Origin of the sequence: Vibrio harveyi NBRC 15634 = ATCC 14126 = KCTC 12724 (genome assembly GCF_001591145.1) — a bacterium.
In the GTDB taxonomy this organism is placed as follows: domain Bacteria; phylum Pseudomonadota; class Gammaproteobacteria; order Enterobacterales; family Vibrionaceae; genus Vibrio; species Vibrio harveyi.
The window spans coordinates 12,828-33,884 of record NZ_BCUF01000033.1 but is presented as its reverse complement, the minus strand read 5'-3'; the positions used below and the strand labels follow the sequence as shown (position 1 = coordinate 33,884).

Below are 21,057 nucleotides of genomic sequence, written 5' to 3'. Positions count from 1 at the left end.
CACGATTCTTAATAAGTAGTGATGGAAAGATAGTCAATAAGCGCCTATTTGTCGTCAGGCACAGCCCTATTTTTCGACCGTTACCAATCTTGCGCCTTCTGGTCTCTTTCTGGACCAAACACCACTGACAATGGATCTTGATGGATCAGCACATCCGCTTCCGGGAACAGCTCAAGTAGATTATCTTCTACTTTATCGGCAATGTGATGGGCCTCGATCAAACGTAAGTTATCATCCAATTCTAAGTGCAGTTGGATAAAGCGCGTTGGACCAGACATCCGTGTACGTAACTGATGCACACCCAATACCCCTTCCACTTTTAAGCACTCTTGGCGAATCTGTTCCAACTCTTCATCTGGCAGTTTTCTATCCAACAAGGTCTGAATCGCTTCGCTGACCATCTTGAATGCGCTGTATAAAATAAAGATACCAATACCCACCGCAAACACTGCATCGGCTTGCGTGACACCAAAGTAACTCAAACCTAATGCCACCATAATGGCACCATTCATATACAGGTCTGTTTGGTAATGCAGTGAGTCGGCGGCGATCGCCTGACTGCCCGTCACACGCACGACATGCTTTTGGAACATCACAAGTCCAAAAGTGACCACCATAGCAAATAGAGAAACGTAAACACCGAGCTCTGGAGCGTTTAATTCATGTGGGCGGAAGAAGCGCTCGACACCGTTCAGGATCAAGAACACCGCTGAACCAGAAATAAACATCGCTTGTGCCAGCGCCGCCAACGACTCGGCTTTACCGTGACCAAAAGTATGTTCTCTGTCGGCAGGTTGTAGGGAATAGCGCACCACAATGAGGTTCACCACCGAAGCGGCGATATCCAGCATGGAGTCAATTAAAGAGGCAAGTAAGCTGACTGACCCCGTCACCCACCAAGTGATGACTTTGACAATCAAAAGAAGCGTCGCAACGATGGTTGCCGTCCAAGCTGCCATCGTCACTAAACGTGCGTATTGCTGTTTCATAATCAAATAGTTAACTCAAACCGTGCTTTGAGTATACCTTGAGAATGATTTAATGAGTATGAAATCGCCAAGATCAAAAAGAGGCAGCACTCTGGCTACCTCTCTTACGTTATCTTTCAGCGATTAGCTGTTGTGGTGCTTTTCCATGCGTTTTTGCATTTTTTCGCCACACTTTTGTTGACGCTCTTTTTGTAGCTCAACAAATTTTGTTTTTTGCTCAGGAGTCAGAACACTCAGCATTTGGTGCTTTTTCTCCATCATCTTAACGCGACGCTCAGTTTGCTTCTCAACCATCTCTTTTGCTAGGTCGTTTGCCGCTGCTGCATCGAAGTTATCAGCCAATAGCAGTGCTTGAACCTTTTCGTGGTGCGCTTGACGCTCAGCCATACGTGCTTCTTTACCATCCGCGAATTTTGCTTTCATTTCCGCTTTGTTCGCTTCACGCATTTCTTTTAGTTGGTCTTTTTGTGCATCAGTTAGGTCTAGTTGACGCATGATACCGCGGTCCATACCCATACCACACTCACCGCGATGACCTTTGTGGTCTTTACCGCCGAATGCGAATGCACTCGCTGTACCTAGAGTTAGAGGTAGAACAACAGCCGCTAGTACCAGTTTCTTTGCAGTTTTCATAATACGATTCCTTACACAGGTTAGTGATTCTTCTGAGCTGTTCTCACAGCGCTTGAGTGTAGAATACGACCTACTAGGTAAAGCGACGTATAGAGACCGTAAAGAATCGTAAAGAGTGATTTTTACACTCATTCTTCACCGTCATTACCATGTAATATTAAAACAACTACGAATGATAAATAGGTACTCATATGGCGAACATTCTTTTGATTGATGACGATACCGAGCTAACCAGCCTACTTAAGGAAGTGCTGAGCTTCGAAGGTTTTAACGTCAACGAAGCCAACGATGGAGAAGCTGGTCTCGCGGCAGTCACTGACGAAATCGACCTTATTTTGCTCGATGTCATGATGCCAAAACTCAATGGAATGGAAACCTTAAAGCGCCTGCGTGAAAACTGGGAAACGCCTGTTCTAATGCTGACAGCTAAAGGCGAAGAAATCGATCGCGTGATCGGTCTTGAACTGGGTGCGGATGATTACCTGCCAAAACCATTCAGCGACCGCGAACTACTGGCACGTATCCGAGCAATTTTACGCCGCACAAGCAGCACTCAAAAGAGCACTAAAAACGGTGACTGCATTGAGTATCAAGAAATCAAACTCTATCCAGGCAAACAGGAAGCCTATTGTGAAGAGGTTCTGCTGGATTTAACGACCACAGAGTTCGCCTTGTTGACTCACTTTGTACAAAATCCGGGGCAAGTCCTCACTAAAGAAACCCTGAGTCTTGACGTGCTTGGTAAGCGCCTTGCAGCCTTTGACCGCGCGATCGATATGCACGTGTCCAACCTACGGAAGAAACTGCCAGATCAGAGTAACGGTAAGCCACGCATTAAAACCCTACGAGGGCGCGGCTACATGTTGATTGAGGAGGATTAATGCGAGCACCACGCTTCAAACTACCGAAGATAAACAGCTTGTATGGACGCATCTTTGCCATCTTCTGGTTCACCATGTTTTTGGTTCTGATGGCTGTGCTGTCACTACCTCATCTTGATCCACGGAAAGCGCGCGACATTCCAAAAGAGCATTATCAACGTATGCTTGAAATACGTGACGGTATTGAGAAGAAGTATCGCAACCAAGATAACCTCGGCAAAATCTTATTTAGCCTTGAAGGACAACGACGCAGCAAGCATGACCCACGTCCAAGGATCTTCTTTTCAGATCACGAAGGGAATGTCTTAAGCACCTCGAGCCACAAAGACTTTAAGCTGCGTGCACTGCAAAATTTTGTCACCAGTATTGAAGATCAGTCACAGCCGAAACAAAAACTCTACGGTCGTTACATGATTGCAGGTCCAGTGCCAATCAATGTCGCTAATTCAGATCTACTGATGTACGTCGGCTTTAAGTGGAACGAGCCGCCACCAATCATGTTGCGCCTGTTTGACCACCCATTGCAGTTGCTGCTCGCCGTTATGTTGGTGAGTACACCGCTATTATTATGGTTAGCATGGGCATTGAGCCAACCAGCTCGACGATTGGAAACCGCAGCACAACGCGTTGCTAAAGGTGAGTTTGTCATCGATCCGAATCTAGAGAAAGGCACCACCGAGTTTCGCCAAGCAGGTACGAGCTTCAACCAAATGGTCGAGGCTGTGAATCAAATGATTTCTGGTCAGCAGCGTTTACTCTCAGACATCTCACACGAGCTGCGTTCCCCACTCACTCGCCTGCGTATGGCAAGTGCGTTGGCGACTCGTAAACAAGGTGAAAGCCCAGAACTAACTCGCATTGATACCGAAGCACAGCGTTTAGAGCAGATGATTGCCGAGTTGCTTGAACTGTCGCGCATGCAGGTAAACAGTCACATGACGCGCGAGACTCAGCCAATTGTCAGCTTATGGGAAGAGATCATCAAAGACGCGCAGTTTGAAGCCGAGCAAATGGGTAAAACCCTTAGCTATTCAACCTTACCGGATCGCAGTATCTCTGGTAATCCTAAATTGTTGATGAGCGCGGTAGAAAATATCATCCGCAACGCGATTTACTACGGCAAAGATGAAGTAAGAATCGACATTCAGGATTCATTCGATACCCTCAGCATCGTGGTTGACGACAATGGGGAAGGCGTACCTGACGAAGAATTGGAAGCAATTTTCCGCCCGTTTTACCGTGTATCTACAGCACGAGATCGTCATTCAGGTGGTACTGGCTTAGGATTAACCATCACCGACAGTGCAATTCGTCAGCACAGCGGTTCGATTGTTGCTAGCCGTAGCCCACTCGGCGGTTTACGTGTCACCATCACCCTACCATTGATCAGCGCAGGCAAATAACCTTACAAAGATCAAAGTTGATAATGATTTTCATTAACATTAAAGTAAATCCTCCATAAAGGAGGATTTACAATGTCGCACATTTTCCCAGAGCTTCCATACGAATACGATGCGTTAGAGCCGTACATCGATGCGAAAACAATGGAAGTTCACTACAGCAAACACCATAAAACTTATTACGACAAATTCATGGCTGCCGCAAAAGGCAGCGCTCTCGAGACCCAAAGCCTTGATGACATCTTCGCTTGCATTTCTCAACACAGTCCAGCTATCCGCAACAACGGTGGCGGCTATTACAATCACATCATTTACTGGAACTGCATGTCACCAAACGGTGGCGGTGAACCTCAAGGTGCTCTAGCGCAAGCCATCAACGACAAATATGGTAACTTCGAAAATTTTAAAGATGAGTTCGCACAAGCTGCTATCAATACTTTCGGCTCTGGCTTTGCTTGGCTAGTCGTAAAAGATGGCGATATTCACATTACGTCAACGAGTAACCAAGACAACCCTCTAATGGACGTTGCCGCGGTACAAGGTGAACCAGTCCTAGCATTGGATGTGTGGGAACACGCATACTACATCAGCTACCAAAACCGTCGTCCTGAATACATCGACGCATGGTGGAATGTGGTCAACTGGCGCGCAGTTGAAGAGAACTACACTCGCGCTCTAAGTTAATCCGTAACCATTAGGGCAACACGCTGAGAGGTTGCCCTCTTCTATACCCAGTCATTGTGTTGAATCTCGCTTCTCATGGTGACTTGGGTATATACTGCTCGCCTGTTTTGACCAATCTAATTCAATACCATGTTTGATATCGCTCTATACGAACCAGAAATCGCGCCGAACACCGGCAACATCATTCGCCTGTGTGCTAACTGTGGTGCGAATCTGCACCTGATTGAGCCACTGGGTTTCGATCTAGAAGAGAAGAAAGTCCGCCGCGCAGGTTTGGATTACCACGATTTGGCTCGCGTGACGCGTCATAAAAATTATCAAGCATTCTTGGAATACTTAGAGAAAGAGAAACAAGGCAACTACCGCCTGTTTGCATGTACGACCAAGACCACAGGTCATCACGTCGATGCAAAATACCAAGAAGGCGATGTTTTGATGTTTGGTCCGGAAACGCGTGGTCTGCCAGCAGACGTGATCGATAGCCTGCCAATGGAGCAACGTATCCGCATTCCAATGATGCCGGACGCACGCAGCCTAAACCTATCTAATGCCGTAGCTATCATTGCGTTTGAAGCGTGGCGCCAGATGGGCTTTGAAGGCGCGTTGTAAGCACAGCAAATGACAGATACTAAAAAGGGCGCTGAATGCGCCCTTTTGCTTTTCTTACTGACCGATTGAATCAGTTGAGCTTGTTACGATCATTGTCGTCTTTACGCTCGTATTCACCTTCGAAGGTGTTGCCGTTATCCGATTGAGAATTGAATGGGTCACGACGGAACGGGTCTTGCTCAAATGGACCTTGGCTTGAGAAGCCGCCTTGAAAGCCGCCACCATTTACCGTCTTCACCACCATCTTGCTCATTAAGTATTTCGCAATCGCCGCTCGTGGGGCTGGCAATAATACCAACATACCCAATGCATCGGTCATGAAACCTGGGGTTAACAACAGCACACCGGCAACCGCCAGCATCACACCTTCAAAAATCTGTTGAGCAGGAAGCTCACCTTGCTCTAAGCGACCTTGCACCGACATTAGCGTCTGGATGCCTTGGCTACGTACCAAAGACGCACCAACAAATGCAGTAATCAACACCAAAGCAATCGTAGGCCAGAGACCTAAGAAGCCTCCCACCTGAATAAATAGGCCGATTTCGATGATCGGGACGAAAATAAACGCCAATAATAAGATAGGAAACACATGCCCTCCTTTGTTGAATTCAGTGTAATGGCAAAAGCCTACTAAGCTCAAACGAATCGTTGTAAAAAAGCGTGTTCACCCTGGGGAGAATGCATTGTGCAAAAAACGCCCTTTGAACAAAGGTGCATATACAAAAATTGATCGTTGAAAAGTGCTATTTTCGGACTCTTAAAATCCATGTTTGTCGAGGAAAAACATCTACCCATAAAGGGTTATTAATATCCCGTTCATACTTTGCAAATTATTGACGCATTAAAAGCGAAAAAGGTGATCCACTTACTATTTTTATGCGCTAGGTGCAGTATGATGTGCCACATAAGTCAGGACGGTTTTTCCAGCCAAAAACTCTGATGAATGGATTCTTGATTGCAGAAATGGCTAATAAATAACTTAAATATCAGAATTATTATCTAAGGATCCTGTTATGGCTACACTATCTGATGCTCCAAAGACAGCAAACCAAGCCACTCGTATTGAAGAAGATCTATTAGGCCAACGTCATGTCCCTGCCGATGCTTACTACGGCATCCACACACTTCGCGCTATCGAAAACTTCAACATTTCAAGCACTACCATCTCTGACGTACCTGAATTTGTACGTGGCATGGTAATGACTAAGAAAGCCGCTGCACTAGCAAACAAAGAGCTAGGTGCGATTCCAAAAGACGTTGCTAACTACATTCTAGAAGCGTGTGATTTGATCCTTGAAACAGGTAAGTGCATGGATCAGTTCCCTTCAGACGTATTCCAAGGTGGCGCAGGCACGTCAGTTAACATGAACACAAACGAAGTTATCGCGAACGTTGCACTTGAACTGATGGGCAAGGAAAAAGGCCAATATGAGTTCATCAACCCGAACGATCACGTTAACAAGAGCCAATCAACAAACTGTGCGTACCCAACGGGCTTCCGTATCGCGGTTTACAACAGTGTTCATCAGTTGATGGAAGCGATCGAATACCTAAAAGGCGCATTCGAGCTTAAAGCACAAGAATTCAAAGATGTATTGAAGATGGGTCGTACTCAGCTTCAAGACGCGGTTCCTATGACTGTAGGTCAAGAGTTCCACGCATGGGCAGTAACACTAAACGAAGAAATTCGTGCCCTAGATTACACATCCAAACTACTACTAGAAATCAACCTAGGGGCAACGGCAATCGGTACAGGTCTAAACGCACCAACTGGTTACCAAGCACTAGCAGTGAAACACCTAGCGGAAGTCACTGGCGTTGAAGTGGTTGCAGCAGAAGACCTAATCGAAGCAACCTCTGACTGTGGTGCCTACGTGATGACGCACGGTGCGCTGAAACGTCTAGCAGTGAAACTATCGAAGATCTGTAACGACCTTCGTCTACTTTCTTCTGGTCCACGTGCAGGTCTTAACGAACTGAACCTACCAGAAATGCAAGCAGGCTCTTCAATCATGCCAGCTAAAGTAAACCCAGTTATCCCTGAAGTAGTAAACCAAGTTTGCTTCAAAGTTCTAGGTAACGACAACACGGTTTCTTTCGCAGCAGAAGGCGGTCAGCTACAGCTTAACGTAATGGAACCAGTTATCGCACAAAGCGTGTTCGAGTCTATCTCTCTACTACACAACGCGTGTGTGAACCTACGTGACAAATGTATCGATGGCATCACTGTGAACAAAGAAGTTTGTGAGAACTATGTTTACAACTCTATCGGTATCGTAACTTACCTAAACCCATACATCGGTCACCACGAGGGCGATATTGTGGGTAAGATCTGTGCTGAAACAGGTAAGAGCGTACGTGATGTGGTTCTAGAACGCGGTTTATTAACTGCAGAAGAGCTAGATGACATCTTATCGGTTGAAAACTTCATGCATCCGACTTATAAAGCGAAACGCTACGAGTAATCGTATATGTAAAGGGGTCCCTAACGGGGCCCTTTTTTAGGCTCTGATACGGTTAACCACATTTTTTATGCGCTTTTTATTGCCGTAAGCCGATCAGGTTCTGATTTTCTGAACACTTACTCCTGTTCCTGAGTGCTCAAAAAATCAGAATCATTAAAAAACTAAAAGAGGTATCAATATGGTAATGGTCGAACTCTTCGTGGTTCTGCTCTTCATCTATTTGGGGGCAAGAATCGGTGGTATCGGCATTGGTTTTGCCGGTGGTGCTGGGGTAATTGCATTGTCTTTAATCCTAGGTGTACCGACAAGCCAAGCTTACATCCCTGTCGACGTAATCCTGATCATCATGTCTGTAATTACCGCTATCGCAGCAATGCAAGTTGCAGGTGGTTTGGACTGGATGGTTCAAGTTGCAGAAGACTTTTTGCGTAAACATCCCGAACGCATCACTTTTTACGCGCCTATCGTGACATTCCTAATGACACTAATGGCGGGTACAGGTCATACCGCTTTCTCTACTCTACCTGTAATTGCAGAAGTAGCAAAAGGTCAAGGCGTTCGCCCTTCTCGTCCACTGTCTATCGCGGTAGTTGCATCGCAAATCGCTATCACAGCATCGCCAATCTCAGCGGCAGTTGTAGCGTTCGCAGCAATGCTTCACCCATTCGGCGTTGACTACTTGACGCTACTAGCGATCTGTATCCCAACAACGTTCATCGCTTGTATGATCGGTGCATTCGTAGCGAACTTCATGGGTAGCGAGCTTAAAGACGATCCTGAATACCAAGACCGTCTAGCAAAAGGCTTGATCAAGCTAAACACAGAATCTAAGCGCGAAATCCTGCCAACAGCGAAGAAAGCAACTTTCATCTTCCTAGGCGCTATCGCATTCGTAGTGTGTTACGCAGCAGCAATCTCTGGCTCTGTTGGCCTTATCGAGAACCCTGCTCTAGGTCGTAACGAAGCAATCATGACAGTAATGCTCGCAGCTGCGGCAGCTATCGTAATGAGCTGCAAAATCGATGCTGGCAAAATCCCAGCAGCAGCGACATTCCGCTCTGGTATGACAGCGTGTGTGTGTGTTCTTGGTGTAGCATGGCTAGGTTCTACGTTCGTTAACGCGCACGTTGACGGCATCAAAGAAGTGGCTGGTGCGCTACTAGCAGACTACCCATGGATGCTAGCACTTGTTCTATTCTTTGCTTCAATGCTGCTTTACTCGCAAGGTGCAACTACCGTTGCGCTTATGCCAGCAGCACTAGCAATCGGTGTGGCACCACTTACCGCAGTTGCGTCTTTCGCAGCAGTAAGTGCATTATTCGTACTACCAACCTATCCAACGCTGCTTGCGGCAGTTGAGATGGACGACACGGGTTCAACTCGTATCGGTAAATACGTATTCAACCACCCATTCTTTGTACCTGGTGTGGTAACCATCGCTTCTGCGGTAGCACTTGGCTTCGCATTCGGTGGTCTGCTGATCTAGTAGAAACAGAGTCTTACTCGGGGAGCTTCGGCTCCCTTTTTTATTGCCTGTCGCATTGGAGAGCGCTTAACAAATCTTCACTTCCATGAAACTTATTGGCTAGTCAGCAGGTCTGATTGAGTTACACTAACGGCAATTATCTAAGATGAATTGAACCTTTTATGCGTGCATTACTCTCCGTCTTACTCTTAGGGCTTATTACCTTTTCTGCGCCTTCTTTTGCGCTGTTTGGCAAAGACACCCAAAACACCTTTGGCAGCAGCAACGATACCTTTGTGTCTGTCGATCAGGCTTTCCCATTCAACTACTACCAACAAGACGGCAAACTGATGCTGGACTGGCAAGTACGTGATGGTTACTACCTGTATCAAGAACGTTTGTCGGTAGCGGGCGAGAAGGTGTCGTTAGGCGAACTGCAAATGGAAGATGGAACGCCGCATAAAGATGAATTCTTTGGTGACGTACATATCTACACTCAGCCTCTGTTCGTTAACGTCCCAATGCACGACTGGCAAGACGGAGCACGCGTGGTAGTACAATACCAAGGTTGTGCGAAAGCAGGCTTCTGTTACCCACCAGAAACTCGCGTGATTCCTATCAGCGCGTTTACTTCATCGAACTCAGATTCAACAGCGGCGACGACTGCACCAAAAGCAGAACAAGCGCCAACAGCAACGCCACCAGCGGCGCAATCATCTAGTTCTAGCGACACATCATCGGCTCCAGTAACACAGCAAGATAGCCTTGCCGCAAACCTAGCTGATAACTGGTGGACGCCACTTCTGTTCTTGGCGCTTGGTGTGGGCTTAGCATTTACGCCATGTGTTCTACCGATGTACCCAATTCTGACCAGCATCGTGCTTGGCAGCGGCAAACTAAGCCAAAGTCGCGCGCTAGGTTTGTCGTTTGTCTACGTGCAAGGCATGGCGCTGACTTATACCCTACTGGGCCTTGTGGTGGCGTCTGCGGGCATGCAATTCCAAGCAGCGATGCAACACCCTTATGTGTTGATTGGTTTGAGTGTGCTGTTCGTGACACTCGCATTGTCTATGTTTGGCGTTTATAACCTGCAACTGCCAAGCGGCGTACAAACGTGGTTAAACAACCTCAGCAACAAACAACAAGGTGGTAGCAGCGCAGGTGTATTCGCCATGGGTGCGATTTCTGGTCTGGTGTGCTCCCCATGCACCACGGCTCCTCTGTCTGGTGCGCTACTTTACGTTGCACAAAGCGGTGACTTACTGACAGGTGGTATCGCGCTCTATGCACTAGCAATGGGTATGGGTATTCCACTCATTCTTGTTGCAGTATTCGGCAACAAACTTCTGCCAAAAGCAGGAGGTTGGATGGATCGCGTTAAGACTCTGTTCGGCTTCATTCTACTGGCTGCTCCTATCTTCCTACTTGAGCGCATCTTGCCAGAAATGTGGGCTACGGCATTGTGGTCAGCACTGGGTATCGCGGCTTTTGGTTGGCTATACCACATCAAAAACAGCCTAGAATTTGGCGGTTGGAAGCAAAGCGCAGTAGGCATCATTGCTGTGCTTGGTTTGTTTGCTTCTGCTCAACCAGCATTGAACTATTGGTTTGGTGGCAACACCACTACACAAACTCAGCAAGCAACAGTGAGTTTTACTCGTATTGCTAACGTGGCTGAGCTTGAGGCTGCACTTGCTCAGGCGAAACAAGTAGGTAAACCAGTGATGCTGGATTTCTACGCCGACTGGTGCGTAGCATGTAAAGAGTTCGAGAAGTACACCTTCCATGACCCAAGCGTCGAAGCCAAACTACAAGACTTCGTTCTTCTGCAGGCGGACGTGACCAAGAACCAAATTCAGGACATCGAGCTGCTTAAACATATGAATGTACTGGGTTTACCAACGATTGAGTTCTGGGATGCCAATGGCGAACATGTTTCAAACGCTCGTTTGACGGGCTTTATGCAAGCCGAGCCTTTCTTAGAGCACATCAACCGATTCTGATGATGAATCATTCAAACGCCAGTGATTATTCACTGGCGTTTTTTGTTGTCTCAATAAAACTGAGAAAGTTGCGTTTATATGCAATTTTTCTAATAAAAGTCGATTTAGTTCAGACTTTTAGCGGATAAATATTGTCCACATTCTTAAAGGTGGACAATAATTCCATTAACGAAATAGTCAAAAGTGTTTAACGTCATGGATTCGACCTACACCATTATCATCGCTGATGATCACCCGCTGTTCCGCAATGCCTTGTTCCAATCGGTACACATGGCTGTGAGTGGTGCTAACCTTCTCGAAGCGGATACGCTGGATGCTCTACTCGCGTTGCTGGAAAAAGAAGAAGAGCCAGATTTGGTGTTGTTAGATCTCAAGATGCCAGGCGCAAATGGCATGTCGGGGTTGATTCACCTTCGTGCTGAATACCCAGATATCCCAGTGGTGGTGGTATCTGCCAGCGAAGAAGCAAGCGTGGTCACACAAGTGAAAAGCCACGGTGCGTTCGGCTTTATTCCAAAATCGAGCGACATGCGTGAGCTAGTCAATGCCCTTAACCAAGTCCTTAATGGCGACCCATACTTCCCAGAAGGCTTGATCACCAATAACGCAGCTTGTAATGACTTGGCAGAAAAAATTGCCGCACTTACCCCTCAGCAATACAAAGTGTTGGGCATGCTTTCCGATGGCTTACTCAACAAACAAATCGCTTACGAGCTCAATGTCTCAGAGGCCACCATCAAAGCCCACATGACCGCAATTTTCCGCAAACTGGGTGTGAAAAACCGAACTCAAGCCGTCATCCTACTGCAGCAAATGGAACCCGAGCAGTAATGTGTTAGTAAATATATCTAATTCACATTTATATGACGCAAAAAGAACAACAGACGTTAAAATAAACAGGCTGTCACAAACAGCCTTTTCATCCCTCTGTTAAACCGCTAACTCTGGGAGGTCATACTTTGCTAAGTATTCTCGTCACTCAATTCGTCGTACTCTGGGCCGTCATCGACCCGATTGGTTCAGTACCCGTTTATCTATCACAAACTCAGCACCTTACGGCAAAACAGCGTCGTCTCGTCGCGTTAAAAGCGATCGCTATTTCAATGGGTGTGTTGCTGTTCTTTCTTATTGCCGGTCAGTTGTTGCTGGAAGCAATGCAAATCCCATTACCCGCGTTCCAAGCCGCTGGTGGCTTAGTGTTATTGCTGTTTGCATTGTCGATGATTTTTGGTGAGAGCAAGCCAGAACAAGAACAAAAACTGGGTGAAGAAGTCAGCCACTCCGATCTCGCTGACTTAGCTGTTTACCCTCTTGCGATTCCTTCGATTGCGTCGCCGGGTGCCATGATGGCCATAGTGATGCTCACCGATAACAACCGCTACTCTTTCATCGACCAAGCGATGACCGCAGGCGTCATGATCGCGGTACTTCTGGTTACCCTATTCTTGTTGCTGGGTGCAAACACGATTCAAAAAGTGATTGGTAACGTAGGCGCAGCCATCATCAGCCGCGTAATGGGGCTTATCCTTGCTGCTGTTGCACTGAATAATTTGCTGCTTGGTATAAAAGATTTCTATGTTAATTGATAAAACTCTTAGACCTTTGGCTAATTTAACATCAAATTAACATCACACTTTTATTCCCACCTCCTCTCAAACGCCCTAAAAACGGGCGTTTTTGCTTTTTAGCATCCCGACTAAAGTTGAAAAGAGTTCTTGCTAGTGCCTTGCTAATGTACATGTTGAAACATTTTTTTAACAACAATACCAATCGTAAGGAGACGGCAATGGCATTTGAAAGCGAAGAAAGAGCCAAAGCCTACTGGGACAAGAACGTGAAGCTCATGATTACCCTGATGGTCATCTGGTTCGTAGTGTCTTTCGGCTGCGGCATTTTATTTGTCGACGTACTTAATCAATTTCAATTAGGTGGATACAAACTAGGATTCTGGTTTGCTCAACAAGGCTCCATCTATGCCTTCCTAGGTATTATTTTCTACTACGCGTGGAAAATGCGCCAAATCGACCGTGAATTCGGCGTAGATGAGTAAGGAGTAACTCAGATGGATTTGAAAACTATTACCTATCTGGTGGTTGGCGCGACATTCGTCCTCTACATCGGTATTGCGATTTGGGCTCGTGCGGGCTCAACTAAAGAATTCTATGTAGCAGGCGGCGGTGTCAACCCTATCGCTAACGGCATGGCAACCGCAGCAGACTGGATGTCAGCAGCATCGTTCATCTCAATGGCAGGCTTGATTGCCTTCATGGGCTACGGCGGCTCGGTATTCCTGATGGGGTGGACAGGCGGTTACGTACTGCTTGCACTTTTGCTTGCGCCATACCTACGTAAGTTCGGTAAGTTTACCGTGCCAGAATTCGTAGGTGAGCGTTTCTACTCTAACGCAGCACGTATCGTAGCGGTTGTGTGTCTTATCATCGCATCAGTAACTTACGTTATCGGTCAGATGAAAGGCGTGGGCGTGGCGTTCGGTCGTTTCCTAGAAGTGGATTACTCAACAGGTCTACTGATCGGTATGTGTATCGTATTCATGTACGCCGTTATGGGTGGCATGAAAGGCATTACCTACACGCAGATTGCTCAATATTGCGTACTCATTCTTGCTTACACTATTCCTGCAATCTTTATCTCTCTGCAACTAACAGGTAACCCACTACCACAGATCGGTCTGGGTAGTACTATCCAAGGCACCGATGTTTATCTACTCGATCGGCTCGACCAAGTGGTCACCGAGCTCGGCTTTAGTGAATACACCACCCAAGTCCGTGGCGACACACTAAACATGTTCGTGTACACCATGTCATTGATGATCGGTACGGCGGGTCTGCCACACGTAATCATCCGTTTCTTTACCGTACCTAAGGTTCGTGATGCACGTACATCAGCAGGTTGGGCACTAGTTTTCATCGCTATCCTTTACACAACAGCACCTGCGGTATCTGCAATGGCGCGTCTAAACCTAATGGATACCGTTAACCCAGCTCCGGGTCAGCACCTTGCTTATGATGAGCGTCCTGACTGGTTCAAGAACTGGGAGAAAACAGGTCTACTAGGCTTTGATGATAAGAACGGCGACGGTCTGATTGAGTACACATCGAACCCAGCAACCAACGAGCTGAAAGTTGACCGTGACATCATGGTACTAGCAAACCCAGAGATTGCTAAGCTACCTAACTGGGTTATCGCACTTGTCGCAGCAGGTGGTCTGGCAGCAGCACTATCGACGGCTGCAGGTCTACTACTGGCGATTTCGTCCGCAATATCTCATGACTTAATCAAAGGCGTGATAAATCCGAACATATCCGAGAAGAAAGAGCTGCTCGCGAGCCGAATCTCCATGGCAGTCGCCATCGCAGTCGCCGGTTACTTAGGCTTGAATCCGCCAGGGTTTGCAGCCGGTACGGTAGCGCTCGCCTTCGGTCTGGCGGCATCCTCCATCTTCCCTGCGTTGATGATGGGTATCTTCAGTAAGAGCATCAACAAAGAAGGCGCAATCGCGGGTATGATTGCAGGTATCAGTATCACGCTATTCTACGTATTCCAGCACAAAGGCATCCTATTTGTTGCTGACTGGACGTACCTACAAAGCTGGGGTCAGAACTGGTTCCTAGGCATCGAACCAAACGCATTTGGTGCAATTGGTGCTGTGTTCAACTTTGTCGTGGCATTTGCAGTATCGAAAGTTACGGCAGAAACACCACAAGAAGTAAAAGACCTAGTCGAGCACGTACGTGTACCAGCAGGCGCTGGCGGTGCGGTAGACCACTAAAATATAACGCAAACCACAAAAGCCCCGCTTGGGGCTTTTTTATTCGCTAGATTAGGTTAATTTAACCTTATGAAGTTGTAGCAAGGAAGCCAACATGTTCAAAAACAAGCACTTTATTATCGCTCTGTTGATCGCCCCAATTCTGTCTTTAATCGCTTATTTCGGTACAGACATGGCTCTGAGTGAAAAGCCTCATGCCGCTAAAGAAGGGGAAAGCTACAAACTGGCCAGCAAGTCGAATTGCCGTTATACCAGTGGCTTGTGTGATATGGAGAATGGTGACTTTAAAGTGAAGTTTCGCTCAGAAAAGCTGACTCAAGATAGCCTAGAGTTGTCTTTACATGCGGCTTACCCACTGGAAGGAGTGAAGCTTTCAGTCGTGGATAGCCAAGAGCAAAACGCACAACCAATTGACATGAAGCCAGCGGATCAAGCCAGACAAAACTGGACCATCACTTTGCCTAAGCCTGCATCAGCCGAGAGTTGGCTACGTGTTGCGATTCAATCTGAAGGCACGCTCTACTACGGAGAAACGCAAACGGCGTTTGTGAAATACGAAACCCTGTTTACGGACAAATAAGTTACCTGCTCCATAAGGCTTGAAGACGCATTTGAGCCGACCTTATCTCACGGAAGAATACCGAGCTTGATTGTAGGGATTGAGCTCTCCCACTTCAGCCGATACTGAGTCCGAGTATCGGCTTTTTTTGTTGTGTTATTTCCTTAAAAAAGCCGTGGTTGCTAATCGACAATTAATTGATAATAATTATCATTATCTTAAGTGTCGAGGTAACTATGGACAGCAGCCAAGCCATCTACAACGCCTTTTTTAAAGCGCAAGACCGATTCCTTCATGTGTATGCGCCAAGCGGATTCGAACCCGATGTGATTCATGATTACATCCATTGGGGTATGGTGCTGTCGTCCATCTACGATCACGATGCAGAGCATGAAAACCTGTTGCTGTGCGAGCTGTATTTGCGCCAAGTCTACTTCCATCTTCTCGACGCGATTCAAGACCCTACTCGTAGCCGCATCTTCCGCCGAGTCTGCCTCGATTCTATTCACACTCCGCTACTTTGTCTCAAACGTTACTACTACCAATTTGAGGATGGCGATGTGAAATTTCTCTCATTACAACAACAATTACGTCTGATACAGACGCCACTCGATTAAACAAAAGGAACCTACCATGACCACGGAATTCCGTATCGAAGCGGACAGCATGGGCGAAGTCAAAGTCCCAGCCAACGCTTTGTATCAAGCCCAAACTCAACGCGCTGTCGATAACTTTGCTTTCAGCAAACACACCATGCCGACGGGGTTTATTCAAGCACTCGCTCACATCAAACAAACCGCAGCGCTTACCAATGCTCAACTTGGCTTACTGGAAGGCGATATTGCCAATGCCATCGCTGATGCCGCGCAAGCCATCATTGATGGTAAACACCTCGACCAATTCCCTATCGATGTATTCCAAACCGGCTCGGGCACCAGTTCCAACATGAATGCCAACGAAGTGATTGCAACATTGGCGTCTGAGCACCTAGGCGGAACGGTCAATCCAAATGATCACGTCAATATGGGTCAAAGCAGTAACGACGTAGTGCCTACTGCGATTCAAGTTAGCTCTGCAATTGCGATTGAGAAACAGCTACTGCCTGCACTGTCCCACCTAAGTGAAACACTAGAGACTAAGCAACAAGCCCTGAAAGATGTGGTGAAAACAGGTCGTACGCACCTCATGGATGCGATGCCAATTACCTTCGCCCAAGAGCTTGGTGGCTGGCAATTCCAAATCGAACACGCTAAACAAGCCATTGAGCAAACACTGTCAGCTGTGAAAGCATTAGCCCAAGGCGGAACAGCGGTGGGGACAGGGATCAACGCCGATCCACGCTTCGCCGAGCTTTTTGCCGATAACCTAACGCAATCAACGCGCATCGAGTTTGCTTCAAGCAAAAACTTCTTCTTCAATCTCAGCAGTCAGGATGCGATCGTTGCCCTATCGGGACAGCTCAAAACAGCAGCAGTTGCGATCATGAAGATCGCAAACGATCTTCGCTGGATGAACTCAGGTCCACTAGCCGGCTTAGGTGAAATTGAACTGCAAGGCTTACAACCGGGCTCTTCTATCATGCCGGGCAAAGTGAACCCTGTGATTCCAGAAGCAGCAGCCATGGCGTCGGCACAAGTGATTGGTAACGACGCGACAATTACCGTTGCAGGTCAATCGGGTAACTTCCAACTTAACGTGATGCTGCCAGTGATAGCTCACAATGTACTAGAAAGCATTGAACTGCTGTCGAACAGCGCCGTTGCTTTGGCAGACAAAGCCATCGCGACGTTTGAAGTGCGCCAAGACAACCTTGATGTGGCACTGGCGAAGAACCCGATTCTGGTCACCGCACTTAACCCTGTGATTGGCTACCTAAAAGCAGCGGAAGTGGCGAAGAAAGCCTACAAACAAGGTCGCGCTATCATTGATGTAGCGGAAGAAGAAACGGACTTAGATCGTGCCACATTAGAAAGATTGCTCGATCCAGCCAAACTGACTCAAGGCGGCGTTGCAGAATAAGCCACCGACCGATCACCCCCTTAAAGCAAAAGACCTCCAATCGGAGGTCTTTTTTTCTAGGCGACTCGATTGAGAACCGAGCGCAGCTTCAAAGGCTTTATAGGTTTGGCGATAAAACTAAACCCATTGGCTTTAATGCCTTCCATCATGTCATCGGTTCGGTCGGCACTGATGATCACCCCCTCAAAGCGATTACCCAGACGCAAGCGGCATTGCTGCAACACTTCTAATCCTGTTCGACCATTGTCTAAACGATAATCGGAGAAAATCACATCCGGCAGCCAATCGTCTTCGATCGCTTTCAGACTCTCAACGATATCGGTCGCAATGCGAATATCACAGCCCCAGCGTGAGAGTAGATTCTCCATTCCAACTAGGATATCCGGCTCATTATCGACACACAGCACACGAATATGGCTCAAGTCAGATTGTGCACTCTTCACCGCTTTAACTGCCGGAATATGCACCTTCTCTGCTTTATCTAGGGTAATCGAGAACACACTGCCTTGACCAAACCAAGAACGCATGGAAATTTCATGCCCTAGCACTTGGGCAATCCCTTTCGAAATAGCCAAACCTAACCCTAAACCTTGGTCAGAACGGACTTGCGTACCACGATTAAATTCTTCGAAGATCTCTTGTTGCTTCTCTTCTTCGATACCCATGCCGTTGTCCCATACATCAATACGCACTCGCCCTTGTACGCGACGCACACCGAGCACAACTTTGCCATTCGGGCTATATCGGAACGCATTGGTAAGGAAGTTCTGTACCACGCGGCGTAGCAATTTCGGGTCAGACTTCACCATCAAAGACGATGGGATCATGGTGAACTCAATGCCTTGTTGTTTCGCCAGCGCGCTGAATTCCGCATTCAAGTTTGCCAACACATCATTAACCGCAAAGCCATGCACATTGACGTCCAACTTGCCCGATTCCAAACGCGAAATATCCAGCAAGTCGCCAATCAAATCTTCCGCCGCCCCTAATGCACTCTCAATGTGGGTCGACAGCTTTTGGGTTTCACTGTCTTTGGCAACTTCCGACAACGAAGAAGCAAACAGTCGTGCGGCGTTCAGCGGCTGCATCAAGTCATGACTTACTGCGGCTAAGAAGCGCGACTTGGATTGTGACTCATGCTCAGAACGTTGGGTCGCTGCCACCAGCTGTTTGTTCAGTTGTTCCAATTCACGAGTCCGAGCACGAACGCGTTCTTCTAGTGTCTCATTAGCATCTTTCAGAGCTTGCTCCGCATCGCGGAACACGGTGATATCGGTAAAGCTCATAACGAAACCGCCACCGGGCATTGGGTTACCTTGCACTTCAATTACGCGACCATCTGGACGCACACGGGAAGAAGTATGTCGCGTGCCTTGTTCAAGGTGATAAACACGGCGACGAACGTGATCTTCAGGGTCACCCGGACCACACAAACCTTGCTCAGCATTATGACGAATCACATCCGCAATCGGACGCCCGACTTGAATCAATCCCGGCGGGAAGACAAACAACTCCAGATAACGTTGGTTCCACGCCACCAACCTTAGTTGCTTGTCGACCACGGCGATGCCTTGTCCAATATGTTCAATCGCACCTTGCAATAAGCCACGGCTGAAATCGTACAGCTCTGAGGCTTCATCAACGATGGTCGCTACTTCCTCAAGCTGCATGTTTCTGCCTTGTAAAGCAGAAGTAAGTACTAACTTAGCTGAAGAGGCACCAAACACACCGGCAAGTACGCGCTCGGTATGTCGAATCAAGGTAGAGGGAGCTTGTTGATTGGGAAGCAGCTCTTCGCGTTGCTGACTCCAATAGGTTTGGAAGGCGGATTTCACTCGTGTTCGTCCGACAAATCGTGACGCTAACATCTCCAGTTCACTGACCGTCACACGGCTCTGATACAAGCTGATATTTTCACTTTCAGGCAACGGCGTACCAACGAATGACGCCGATTGTAAGCGTTCACTTATGCTTGGGCGCGTAGCTAGTGATACCGCGACAAAACACGCGGTATTCGCCACTACGCTGAGGATCATACCCCAGTCAGAAACAGCAATACCAAAGCCTGCCAATAAATCAGGCGGAGTGATCAACCAAATCAGCAAGTTGTTACTTGCATCGCCTGCCAGCATGTCGGTTTGGCTCATCAAAGTAATCAACCAAATGGTGAAACCCACCAGCAAACCAACATACACGCCTTTCTTGTTGCCCTGACGCCAGTACATCCCACCAAGCAGAGACGGAGCGAACTGGGTAATCGCTGCAAATGAGAGAAAACCTATCGCAGAAAGTGAGTGGATACTATCTAAAGCCTGATAAAAGCCCCATGCACCAATCAAAAGAAGCAGAATAAGTCCGCGACGTATACGTAATAACAGCGTAGAGAAGTGATGATGATTGCGTTTTGATAACTTCATCCGGCGCAAAATCAGCGGCATCACCAAGTCGTTAGATACCATGATAGCTAAGGCAATGGTCGAGACGATGACCATGCCGCTTGCCGCGGAAGTACCGCCCAAAAATGCCAACAAGGCGATGTCATTCGCGCCCACCGCCATCGGCACGCTGATCACGTACGTATCGGCAGGGCTGCCACTCAACAGGCTTTGCCCTACCCACGCGATTGGCAGAACGAAAATTCCCATCAGAATCAGATACAGTGGGAACAACCAACGAGCGACGTGCAAGTCTTGCGCGCGTTCATTCTCAACCACCATGGTATGGAACTGACGTGGCAAACAGACAATCGCCAGCATGGTCAGAATGGTATGAATCAGCAAGGTCGGAATGTTGGGTGATTCATAGGTTTCAGCGGCAATATCGGCAAGATGGAAGCTCTCGGTATCCATCGCGAGCCAAACAATAAACACGCCCACCACTAAAAACGCCACCAACTTGAGTACTGATTCAAACGCAATCGCCATCATCATGCCGCGGTGATGTTCGGTGTTATCGATATGACGCGTACCAAACAGCATGGTGAAGATCGCCATCGCCCCGACCACAAACCAAGATACGCTGTAGTTTTGATAACTGAGATCAGATGCCAAGTCCGGTGCGATGATCTCCAATCCCATGGTGATGCCGCGCAATTGCAAAGCGATATACGGAAGGATTCCTGCCACCGCAATTAAGGTGACAACCACCGCCAAGCCTTGTGATTTGCCATAGCGGGCGGCAATGAAATCGGCAATGGAGGTGATGTGCTCGCGCTTGGCAATCAAGATAAGCCGAGCGAGGACGCGCCAGCCGATAGTAAACACGATGATCGGTGCGATATAGATGGGTAGGAAGGACCAAGGATTGTTGCTCGCCTGTCCGACCGTGCCGTAGAAGGTCCACGACGTACAGTACACCGCAATCGACAAACTGTAGATCCATGGTCGCCAACGCGCTAACCATCTCTTTTGTTTGTCACCGTACCAAGCGATTAAAAACAGGATTCCCAAATACGCCAAAGAAACGGGAATCACTAGCCATCCTTGCATCCGATATCCTTTCTTACTTTTCTTGCCTTTCTTGCTGTTTTTAAAGCAAGGAATAAAAAAACCTCTCCATAA

18 protein-coding genes are annotated in these 21,057 nt (G+C 47.6%); 14 read left to right on the top strand and 4 right to left on the bottom strand.

The window, feature by feature from the left end; translation table 11 throughout:
- Nucleotides 1-80: 80 nt before the first annotated feature.
- The gene (gene fieF, locus VHA02S_RS16835) at nucleotides 81-989 is read right to left on the bottom strand and encodes a CDF family cation-efflux transporter FieF (RefSeq protein WP_005448287.1); all 909 of its coding nucleotides are present in this window, start codon (nucleotides 987-989) and stop codon (nucleotides 81-83) included.
- 123 nt (nucleotides 990-1,112) lie between these two features.
- Nucleotides 1,113-1,622 (bottom strand): CpxP family protein, encoded by a 510-nt coding sequence (locus VHA02S_RS16830; protein ID WP_005448285.1) that lies wholly within the window; start codon nucleotides 1,620-1,622, stop codon nucleotides 1,113-1,115.
- Between the two features lie 191 nt (nucleotides 1,623-1,813).
- Between VHA02S_RS16830 and VHA02S_RS16825 the strand changes: the two genes are divergently transcribed.
- From VHA02S_RS16825 to trmL, 4 genes are all read left to right on the top strand, one after another.
- A complete protein-coding gene (locus VHA02S_RS16825; RefSeq protein ID WP_005448283.1) occupies nucleotides 1,814-2,503 on the top strand; it encodes a response regulator in 690 nt (229 codons plus the stop codon).
- Nucleotides 2,503-3,906: an envelope stress sensor histidine kinase CpxA gene (cpxA, locus tag VHA02S_RS16820; protein ID WP_009700534.1), complete on the top strand. Its 1,404-nt coding sequence runs from the start codon at nucleotides 2,503-2,505 to the stop codon at nucleotides 3,904-3,906. The genes VHA02S_RS16825 and cpxA overlap by 1 nt, the downstream gene beginning before the upstream one ends.
- Nucleotides 3,907-3,978: 72 nt before the next feature.
- On the top strand, nucleotides 3,979-4,587 hold the full coding sequence (locus VHA02S_RS16815) for a superoxide dismutase (protein WP_038898557.1): 609 nt from the start codon (nucleotides 3,979-3,981) through the stop codon (nucleotides 4,585-4,587).
- Nucleotides 4,588-4,716: 129 nt separating this feature from the next.
- Nucleotides 4,717-5,196 carry a tRNA (uridine(34)/cytosine(34)/5-carboxymethylaminomethyluridine(34)-2'-O)-methyltransferase TrmL gene (gene trmL, locus VHA02S_RS16810; protein WP_009698900.1) on the top strand — a complete coding sequence of 160 codons (480 nt, stop codon included), beginning with the start codon at nucleotides 4,717-4,719 and terminating at the stop codon, nucleotides 5,194-5,196.
- Between the two features lie 70 nt (nucleotides 5,197-5,266).
- Here the strand turns inward: trmL and VHA02S_RS16805 are convergent, their stop codons facing one another.
- A complete protein-coding gene (locus VHA02S_RS16805) occupies nucleotides 5,267-5,785 on the bottom strand; it encodes an FxsA family protein (protein WP_009698901.1) in 519 nt (172 codons plus the stop codon).
- A gap of 424 nt (nucleotides 5,786-6,209) precedes the next feature.
- On the opposite strand from VHA02S_RS16805, the gene aspA reads away from it, so the two are divergent.
- The 10 genes from aspA (at nucleotide 6,210) to VHA02S_RS16755 (ending at nucleotide 17,497) form a co-directional block, all read left to right on the top strand.
- Entirely contained in the window at nucleotides 6,210-7,661 is a 1,452-nt protein-coding gene (aspA, locus tag VHA02S_RS16800; RefSeq protein WP_005428778.1) for an aspartate ammonia-lyase, read from the top strand.
- A gap of 178 nt (nucleotides 7,662-7,839) precedes the next feature.
- Nucleotides 7,840-9,147 carry an anaerobic C4-dicarboxylate transporter gene (locus tag VHA02S_RS16795; protein ID WP_017190954.1) on the top strand — a complete coding sequence of 436 codons (1,308 nt, stop codon included), beginning with the start codon at nucleotides 7,840-7,842 and terminating at the stop codon, nucleotides 9,145-9,147.
- Nucleotides 9,148-9,308: 161 nt separating this feature from the next.
- On the top strand, nucleotides 9,309-11,129 hold the full coding sequence (locus tag VHA02S_RS16790) for a protein-disulfide reductase DsbD (RefSeq protein ID WP_038898556.1): 1,821 nt from the start codon (nucleotides 9,309-9,311) through the stop codon (nucleotides 11,127-11,129).
- Nucleotides 11,130-11,324: 195 nt separating this feature from the next.
- Nucleotides 11,325-11,960 carry a response regulator gene (locus VHA02S_RS16785; protein WP_005448275.1) on the top strand — a complete coding sequence of 212 codons (636 nt, stop codon included), beginning with the start codon at nucleotides 11,325-11,327 and terminating at the stop codon, nucleotides 11,958-11,960.
- Between the two features lie 128 nt (nucleotides 11,961-12,088).
- Nucleotides 12,089-12,715 (top strand): MarC family protein, encoded by a 627-nt coding sequence (locus VHA02S_RS16780; RefSeq protein WP_005440423.1) that lies wholly within the window; start codon nucleotides 12,089-12,091, stop codon nucleotides 12,713-12,715.
- A 200-nt stretch (nucleotides 12,716-12,915) separates the two neighbouring features.
- On the top strand, nucleotides 12,916-13,179 hold the full coding sequence (locus tag VHA02S_RS16775; RefSeq protein ID WP_005448273.1) for a DUF4212 domain-containing protein: 264 nt from the start codon (nucleotides 12,916-12,918) through the stop codon (nucleotides 13,177-13,179).
- Nucleotides 13,180-13,191: 12 nt separating this feature from the next.
- Nucleotides 13,192-14,919, top strand: a complete 1,728-nt coding sequence (locus VHA02S_RS16770) for a sodium:solute symporter family protein (RefSeq protein WP_005440419.1) — start codon at nucleotides 13,192-13,194, stop codon at nucleotides 14,917-14,919.
- A gap of 94 nt (nucleotides 14,920-15,013) precedes the next feature.
- Nucleotides 15,014-15,499, top strand: coding sequence for a hypothetical protein (locus VHA02S_RS16765; protein WP_038898555.1), 486 nt, complete (start codon nucleotides 15,014-15,016; stop codon nucleotides 15,497-15,499).
- Nucleotides 15,500-15,714: 215 nt separating this feature from the next.
- Nucleotides 15,715-16,095, top strand: coding sequence for a hypothetical protein (locus VHA02S_RS25435; protein ID WP_005440416.1), 381 nt, complete (start codon nucleotides 15,715-15,717; stop codon nucleotides 16,093-16,095).
- Nucleotides 16,096-16,111: 16 nt separating this feature from the next.
- On the top strand, nucleotides 16,112-17,497 hold the full coding sequence (locus VHA02S_RS16755; RefSeq protein ID WP_038898553.1) for a class II fumarate hydratase: 1,386 nt from the start codon (nucleotides 16,112-16,114) through the stop codon (nucleotides 17,495-17,497).
- 56 nt (nucleotides 17,498-17,553) lie between these two features.
- Here VHA02S_RS16755 and VHA02S_RS16750 read toward each other — a convergent pair whose 3' ends face one another.
- Complete coding sequence (locus VHA02S_RS16750; RefSeq protein ID WP_038898552.1) at nucleotides 17,554-20,985, bottom strand: hybrid sensor histidine kinase/response regulator; 3,432 nt, start codon at nucleotides 20,983-20,985, stop codon at nucleotides 17,554-17,556.
- Nucleotides 20,986-21,057 lie beyond the last annotated feature (72 nt).

Excerpts from the sequence above, each read along its gene's own strand:
- fieF (WP_005448287.1), bottom strand. The coding sequence starts at position 989 with ATGAAACAGCAATACGCACGTTTAGTGACGATGGCAGCTTGGACGGCA.
- VHA02S_RS16830 (WP_005448285.1), bottom strand. The coding sequence starts at position 1,622 with ATGAAAACTGCAAAGAAACTGGTACTAGCGGCTGTTGTTCTACCTCTA.
- VHA02S_RS16825 (WP_005448283.1), top strand. The coding sequence starts at position 1,814 with ATGGCGAACATTCTTTTGATTGATGACGATACCGAGCTAACCAGCCTA.
- cpxA (WP_009700534.1), top strand. The coding sequence starts at position 2,503 with ATGCGAGCACCACGCTTCAAACTACCGAAGATAAACAGCTTGTATGGA.
- VHA02S_RS16815 (WP_038898557.1), top strand. The coding sequence starts at position 3,979 with ATGTCGCACATTTTCCCAGAGCTTCCATACGAATACGATGCGTTAGAG.
- trmL (WP_009698900.1), top strand. The coding sequence starts at position 4,717 with ATGTTTGATATCGCTCTATACGAACCAGAAATCGCGCCGAACACCGGC.
- aspA (WP_005428778.1), top strand. The coding sequence starts at position 6,210 with ATGGCTACACTATCTGATGCTCCAAAGACAGCAAACCAAGCCACTCGT.
- VHA02S_RS16795 (WP_017190954.1), top strand. The coding sequence starts at position 7,840 with ATGGTAATGGTCGAACTCTTCGTGGTTCTGCTCTTCATCTATTTGGGG.
- VHA02S_RS16790 (WP_038898556.1), top strand. The coding sequence starts at position 9,309 with ATGCGTGCATTACTCTCCGTCTTACTCTTAGGGCTTATTACCTTTTCT.
- VHA02S_RS16785 (WP_005448275.1), top strand. The coding sequence starts at position 11,325 with ATGGATTCGACCTACACCATTATCATCGCTGATGATCACCCGCTGTTC.
- VHA02S_RS16775 (WP_005448273.1), top strand. The coding sequence starts at position 12,916 with ATGGCATTTGAAAGCGAAGAAAGAGCCAAAGCCTACTGGGACAAGAAC.
- VHA02S_RS16770 (WP_005440419.1), top strand. The coding sequence starts at position 13,192 with ATGGATTTGAAAACTATTACCTATCTGGTGGTTGGCGCGACATTCGTC.
- VHA02S_RS16765 (WP_038898555.1), top strand. The coding sequence starts at position 15,014 with ATGTTCAAAAACAAGCACTTTATTATCGCTCTGTTGATCGCCCCAATT.
- VHA02S_RS25435 (WP_005440416.1), top strand. The coding sequence starts at position 15,715 with ATGGACAGCAGCCAAGCCATCTACAACGCCTTTTTTAAAGCGCAAGAC.
- VHA02S_RS16755 (WP_038898553.1), top strand. The coding sequence starts at position 16,112 with ATGACCACGGAATTCCGTATCGAAGCGGACAGCATGGGCGAAGTCAAA.
- VHA02S_RS16750 (WP_038898552.1), bottom strand. The coding sequence starts at position 20,985 with ATGCAAGGATGGCTAGTGATTCCCGTTTCTTTGGCGTATTTGGGAATC.